Origin of the sequence: Nocardia aobensis NBRC 100429 (assembly GCF_000308375.1) — a bacterium.
In the GTDB taxonomy this organism is placed as follows: Bacteria; Actinomycetota; Actinomycetes; order Mycobacteriales; family Mycobacteriaceae; genus Nocardia; species Nocardia aobensis.
This window is the reverse complement of record NZ_BAFQ01000074.1, coordinates 21,778-28,006: the sequence shown is the minus strand read 5'-3', so window position 1 is coordinate 28,006 and position 6,229 is coordinate 21,778. Positions and strand designations below refer to the sequence as shown.

The following is a 6,229-nucleotide window of genomic DNA, read 5'->3' as shown; positions in this document are numbered from 1 at the left end:
CCCTGTATCGCCCGGGCGAGGATGAGCATCCACGGCTCGGTCGCCAGCGCGCATGCCGCCGACGCGAGGGTGAACAGGGCGATTCCCGCCAGGTACATCCGGCGGCGGCCGAAGCGGTCGCCCAGCGCCGAGGCGGTGAGCAGCAGCGACGCGAAAGACAGCGTGTAGGCGTTGACGAACCATTGCAGGTCGGCCAGGGACGCGCCCAGTTCCGTGCGGATCACCGGGAGCGCGTTCGTGACGACCAGATTGTCCAGGGTGACCATGAACATCGGAATGCCGACGGCGGCGAGGATCGCGCCGAGCGGCCTGGTGGTGGCGCCGGAGGAGCCGGCGCGGGGGGTGGTTTCGAGGGTGGTGGTCATCGCAGATCCTTTGTTGTTATCGACTGATAACTTGATGTCGAAAGAGTATGCATTCGCTGATAACATGTCAACAGGTGGCGATGCCGGGCTCTACGCCCGCTCGCACCGCGCTACCGTGACCGTCGGACGACGTAAGGAGGACCATGGCGGACTCGACCCGCACGCGCCTGACCGCAGCCGAGCGCAGCGAGCAGGTACTGGCCGCCGCGGTCACCGCGTTCGCCGAAACCGGTTACGCCGCAACGAAAACCGACGAGATCGCCCGGCTCGCCGGAGTGTCGCAGCCCTACGTGATCCGGCTGTTCGGCACCAAGGAACGATTGTTCGTCGCCGCGGTCAACCAGGCCTGCGGGCGGATCGAAGAGGTCTTCCGCGCGGCGCGCGCCGACGCGCCGCCGACCGCGACCGCCCAGGAAGCCTTGCAGGCACTCGGCAAGGGATACGAGACCTTCCTCGCCGAACGGGAATTGCCGCTCCTCATGTTGCACGGCTTCTCCGCCAGCGCCGATCCGGCGATCGGCGACCACGTCCGCGAGCGTTTCGGCCGCATCTACGAACTGGTTCGCGAACTCACCGGCGCCGATGCCGACGACGCCCGTCAATTCATGGCCACCGGCATGCTCATCACAGTGATGACAGCCATGCAGGTGATCGGCCCCGACGCGGTGCCGACCCGCTGGGCCGAGGAAATCAACGCCTGCCTCCAGGACGACTGACCAGGCGTTTCGCCGCCTCTGCGCCGATGTGATCGAGCACACCGCCCCTTCGGCCTTTGCGCAGCGTTCTCACAGGATTATAGTTACTTTCGTTAATCAACTTGTTTGATATCCCCCGAACACCTCTTGCTGCGGCGAGATCGGCCCCACCGCCCGACCGCCGCATCGACCGCTTCCGGAAAGAGAACGATGGCAATCACCTCTGCGAACGACGCCGCGCGCAGATCCCCGGAGTCGGGTGAAACGGCGGCGATGACGCACCGGCAGATCATGGAGGCCCTGTCCGGCCTGCTGCTGGGCATGTTCGTCGCGATCATCTCCTCCACGATCGTGACCAACGCGCTGCCGAAGATCATCGGCACGCTGGGCGGTGGACAATCCGCCTACACCTGGGTCGTCACCGCCTCCCTGCTCGCGATGACGGCCACCACCCCGCTGTGGGGCAAACTCGCCGACCTGTTCAGCAAGAAGGCGCTGGTTCAGATCGCCCTGCTGATCTACGTGGCCGGTTCGGTGGTCGCGGGCCTGTCGCAGAATCCGGGCATGCTGATCGCCTGCCGCGCGGTGCAGGGCATCGGCGCGGGCGGTCTGTCCGCGCTGGCCCAGATCGTGATGGCCGCGATGATCTCCCCGCGCGAACGCGGCCGCTACAGCGGCTACCTGGGCGCGGTGTTCGCGGTGGCGACCGTCGGCGGCCCGCTGCTCGGCGGTGTGATCACCGACACCAGCTGGCTGGGCTGGCGCTGGTGCTTCTACGTCGGTGTGCCGTTCGCGGTGATCGCCCTGATCGTGTTGCAGCGCACGCTGCGTCTGCCTGTCACCCGGCGCGAGGTGAAGGTCGACTGGCTGGGCGCATTTCTCGTCACCGCGGCGGTGTGCCTGCTGCTGGTGTGGGTCACCTTCGCCGGCGACAAGTACGCATGGGCCTCCTGGCAGACCCTGGTGATGGTGCTCGGCGCCGTCGCACTGGCCGTGCTGTTCGTCTTCGCCGAACTGCGGGCCGCCGAGCCGATCGTGCCGATGCACCTGTTCGCCAACCGCACCATCAGCCTCGCCTCGGCCGCCTCGCTGTTCATCGGTGTCGCGATGTTCGCGGGCACCGTGTTCTTCAGCCAGTACTTCCAGCTGGCGCGCGGCGAATCGCCCACGATGTCGGGCATCATGACCATCCCGATGATCGGCGGCCTGTTCATCTCCTCCACGGTGTCGGGCCAGATCATCACCCGCACCGGACGGTGGAAGGCGTGGCTGGTCACCGGCGGCTTCCTGGTGACCGCCGGACTGGGCCTGCTCGGCACCATCCGCTACGACACCAACTACTGGCTGGTCGCGATCTACATGGCCTTGATGGGCCTGGGCATCGGTATGACGATGCAGAACCTGGTGCTGTGCACCCAGAATCAGGTGGCGCCGCACGAACTCGGCGCGGCCAGCTCGCTGGTCACGTTCTTCCGCAGCCTCGGCGGTGCGATCGGCGTCTCGGCGCTCGGCGCGGTGATGGCCGAACGGGTGAAGGACTACATCAGCGACGGGCTGAGCCATCTGAACCCGGCCGCGGCCCGAGCCATGGGCGGTGGCAACCAGATCCCGGACATCTCCGCCCTGCCCGGCCCGGTCCGCACGGTCGTCGAGGACGGCTACGGTCACGGCATCGCCGATGTGTTCCTCATCGCGGCGCCGATCGCGCTGGTCGCCTTCCTGTTGACCCTGTTCATCAAGGAGGTCGCGCTGCGGACCACCGGCGCGCTGGCCCAGTCCGCCGAATCGGGACCGGAGCCGGTGCTCCCGGCACAGATCATGGCCGAGGACGCCTCGGGCCTGGTGCCGGAGGAGTTCGTGAGCACCGGAATCACGATCCACGGCCGCGTGCAGGCCGGTGACGGCTCACCGGTGACACGCACCGCGCTCACCCTGATCTCCCCCACCGGCCGCCAGATCGGCCGTGCCATCGCCCGCGGCGACGGGCACTACGCGCTCGACGCACCGGAACCCGGATCCTATGTGCTGATCGCCTCGGCCGACGGTTTCCAGCCGCAGGCCACGCCGATCACCGTGGGTACGCGACCGCTGGAACACGATGTGCGCCTGAGCGGTATGAGCGGATTGGCCGGCACCGTGCGAGCGGCCGACGACGGCACACCGGTGGCCGATGCGCTGGTGATCGTCACCGACAGCCGCGGTGACGTCCTGGCGGCGGCTGCGTCCGGCCCCGAGGGCGACTACGCGCTGACCGAACTGGTTCCCGGACCGGTGACCGTCGCGGTCAACGCCGCCACGTTCCAGCCGGTCGCGTTGCCGGCGGAGGTCGCCGGCCAGGGCATCACCCAGCTCGACGTGGCGCTCTCGCGCGGCGCGCAACTGCGGGGTGTCGTGCACGGCGCCCACGGTCCGCTGCGCGATGCCCGGGTGACCCTCGTCGACGCGGGGGGTGCGGTGATCGACAGCACCACCACCGACGCGGACGGCAGCTACCTGTTCGCCAATCTGGCGGTCGGCGACTACACGGTGGTGGCGGCCGGTTACCCGGCGACCACCTCCACGCTGACCCTGGCCGCGGGCACCGGTGACGACCACGTGATCGAGTTGGCGCACCCGCGCGACTGATCGGCGACAGTGTGGGCGCCGGATACGAATATCCGGCGCCCACAGTCGTATTCGGGACCAGTCCGGTCCGGCACGATCTGCGTGACCGACCTGGGCACCGTGGCTGTCGCGCTGGAGTTGAGCGGGTGCTATGGGCGGTGCCGTACCCGGGCGTCGGCGTAGAGGCAGATCGCGGCGGCGGCGGCCAGATTCAGGCTTTCCGCGCGGCCGTGGATGGGGATGCGGATGCGGTGGTCGGCGCGGGCGGCGACGGCCGGGTCCAGCCCGTGCGCCTCGTTACCGAAAAGCCATGCGGTGCCGCCGGATTCGCCCGCGGAGCGGAGCAGCTCGTCGGCGTCGTCGAGGTCGACCTCACCGCGCGCGGTGGTGGCCAGGACGGTGATGTCGTTGTCGCGCAGGGTCGTCAGCACCGCATCGACATCGCGGTCGCGCGCGATCGGGACGTGGAACAGGCTGCCCGCGCAGGCGCGCACACATTTGCCGTTGTGCGGATCCACCGAATCACCGGCCAGCACGACACCGTTCGCGCCGACGGCATCGGCCACGCGAATCAGAGTTCCCGCATTACCCGGATCGGACATCTCGACCGGCACCGCCAGCATGCGAGAAGTAGCCGCTCGGCCTTCGGCCCCGCGCGTCTCCACGGTGCCCGAAAGCACCTGCCCCAGCGGCACATCGACGAGCCGGCACACCGCCACCAACCCCGGCGGCGTGACGGTCTCCCCCAGATGTTCGGCGGCCCGCTCACTCACCAGGCTGGTGCGCACGCCCTGCGCGGCGGCCGTGGCCACCAGTTCGTGTTCGCGTTCGGCGGCCCGACTCGAGTAGAACAGCTCCTCGACCCGCTCGGTATCCAGGGCCGCGGCCACGGAATTGGCGCCCTCGGCCAGGAACAGGCCGGTTTTGCGGCGCGATGCGGAGCGGTGGAGTTTGACAGCGGAAACGACCCGCGGGTTGCGTTCCGACAGTTCCGGATTCGTCCGGTCGTCGGAGCCGCGCTCCGCGGGTCGTTTCGACGTGTTGGTCAACTGGTCGCAGCTCAGGCGGCCGGGGCGTTGACATCCTCCGGCAGGGCGGCCTTGGCCACCGCCACCAGGCCGGCGAACGCCTCGGCGTCGGAGACGGCGAGCTCGGCGAGGATCTTGCGGTCGACCTCGACGCCCGCGGCCTTCAGGCCCTGGATGAAGCGGTTGTAGGTGATGTCGTTGAGCCGAGCCGCGGCGTTGATGCGCGCGATCCACAGCTTGCGGAAGTCACCCTTGCGCGCCCGGCGGTCCCGGTAGGCGTAGGTGAGCGAGTGCAGCTGCTGTTCCTTGGCCTTGCGGTACAGCCGCGAGCGCTGCCCGCGGTAGCCCTTGGAGGCCTCGAGCACGGAACGGCGCTTCTTCTGAGCGTTGACGGCCCTTTTGACGCGTGCCACTGGTCAGTCCTTGTTCGATCGAGGGGCGCGGCGGCGCCCACAGGTTGGGAGAGGGAACGGTGCGCGAGCGCGCTCAGATACCGAGCAGCTTCTTCACGCGACGGACGTCAGCGGGCGCGACGACCTCCGTGCCGTCCAGACGACGAGTCCGGCGGCTGGACTTGTGCTCGAGCAGGTGGCGACGGTTCGCCTGCTGGCGCAGCAGCTTGCCGCGACCGGACACCTTGAATCGCTTCGAGGTGCCGCTGTGGCTCTTCATCTTCGGCATGGATTCCTCAATCTTGTCTCGTTCCGGCGGCATCGCGTCGTGCGATACCGCCGGTGCTGTATCGGTTTACTGCGGGCTGGCCGCTTCGGCTTCCGGCGCGGGCGCCGAACCGGCCGCAGCGTCGCCCCCAGCGGGCGCGGAACTGCCCGGCGCCGAACCACGCTGCGCGGTCTGCTGCGCGGCGGTCTGCGCCTTCACCCGGGTCTTCGCACCCTTGTGAGGTGCGAGGACCATCGTCATGTTCCGGCCGTCCTGCTTGGCGGAGGTCTCCACGAAGCCGAGGTCGGCGACATCGGAGGCCAGCCGCTGCAGCAGCCGGAAACCGAGTTCGGGACGCGACTGCTCGCGACCACGGAACATGATGGTGACCTTGACCTTCGACCCGGCCTCGAGGAACCGCATCACGTGTCCCCGCTTGGTCGCGTAGTCGTGGTCATCGATCTTCGGACGGAGCTTCTGCTCCTTGATCACGGTCTGCTGCTGGTTCTTGCGGGACTCGCGCGCCTTCTGCGCGGTCTCGTACTTGAACTTGCCGTAGTCCATGATCTTGCAGACCGGTGGACGCGCGTCCGGTGCGACCTCGACGAGGTCGAGGTCAGCCTCTTGGGCGACGCGTAGTGCATCTTCAACACGCACGATCCCCACCTGCTCACCCCCCGGTCCGATGAGTCGGACCTCGGGGACGCGGATGCGATCGTTGATGCGGGTCTCAGTGCTGATGGGGCCTCCTAGGTCAAGCGGTGTCATCCAACGACCGCGAGCAACAACTGCAACCCCATACCCAACACGAAAGCCCCGTTGCGGTATTTCACCGCCACGGGGCCCGAATGTCGACCGGTCGCCGCGGGCGTCCACC

The 6,229-nt window shown here is 68.3% G+C and carries 7 protein-coding genes; 2 read left to right on the top strand and 5 right to left on the bottom strand.

What is annotated here, in order from left to right:
• Positions 1-365: MFS transporter (locus RJ03_RS10265; RefSeq protein WP_036500650.1), on the bottom strand; the 365-nt coding region annotated here is incomplete at its 3' end.
• Positions 366-508: 143 nt separating this feature from the next.
• On the opposite strand from RJ03_RS10265, the gene RJ03_RS10260 reads away from it, so the two are divergent.
• Together RJ03_RS10260 and RJ03_RS10255 are read left to right on the top strand one after the other, a co-directional pair.
• On the top strand, positions 509-1,081 hold the full coding sequence (locus RJ03_RS10260) for a TetR/AcrR family transcriptional regulator (RefSeq protein ID WP_036500648.1): 573 nt from the start codon (positions 509-511) through the stop codon (positions 1,079-1,081).
• A gap of 189 nt (positions 1,082-1,270) precedes the next feature.
• Positions 1,271-3,685: an MFS transporter gene (locus RJ03_RS10255; RefSeq protein WP_036500645.1), complete on the top strand. Its 2,415-nt coding sequence runs from the start codon at positions 1,271-1,273 to the stop codon at positions 3,683-3,685.
• A 128-nt stretch (positions 3,686-3,813) separates the two neighbouring features.
• Here RJ03_RS10255 and RJ03_RS10250 read toward each other — a convergent pair whose 3' ends face one another.
• The 4 genes from RJ03_RS10250 to infC form a co-directional block, all read right to left on the bottom strand.
• A complete protein-coding gene (locus RJ03_RS10250) occupies positions 3,814-4,653 on the bottom strand; it encodes a TrmH family RNA methyltransferase (RefSeq protein WP_036500662.1) in 840 nt (279 codons plus the stop codon).
• Between the two features lie 71 nt (positions 4,654-4,724).
• Positions 4,725-5,105: a 50S ribosomal protein L20 gene (gene rplT / locus RJ03_RS10245; RefSeq protein WP_025348785.1), complete on the bottom strand. Its 381-nt coding sequence runs from the start codon at positions 5,103-5,105 to the stop codon at positions 4,725-4,727.
• A gap of 73 nt (positions 5,106-5,178) precedes the next feature.
• Positions 5,179-5,373 (bottom strand): 50S ribosomal protein L35, encoded by a 195-nt coding sequence (gene rpmI, locus RJ03_RS10240; protein ID WP_030518931.1) that lies wholly within the window; start codon positions 5,371-5,373, stop codon positions 5,179-5,181.
• Positions 5,374-5,439: 66 nt separating this feature from the next.
• Positions 5,440-6,120 carry a translation initiation factor IF-3 gene (gene infC / locus RJ03_RS10235; RefSeq protein WP_036500642.1) on the bottom strand — a complete coding sequence of 227 codons (681 nt, stop codon included), beginning with the start codon at positions 6,118-6,120 and terminating at the stop codon, positions 5,440-5,442.
• Positions 6,121-6,229 lie beyond the last annotated feature (109 nt).

Coding starts and splice junctions, on each gene's coding strand:
- RJ03_RS10260 (WP_036500648.1), top strand. CDS start 509: ATGGCGGACTCGACCCGCACGCGCCTGACCGCAGCCGAGCGCAGCGAG.
- RJ03_RS10255 (WP_036500645.1), top strand. CDS start 1,271: ATGGCAATCACCTCTGCGAACGACGCCGCGCGCAGATCCCCGGAGTCG.
- rpmI (WP_030518931.1), bottom strand. CDS start 5,373: ATGCCGAAGATGAAGAGCCACAGCGGCACCTCGAAGCGATTCAAGGTG.
- infC (WP_036500642.1), bottom strand. CDS start 6,120: ATGACACCGCTTGACCTAGGAGGCCCCATCAGCACTGAGACCCGCATC.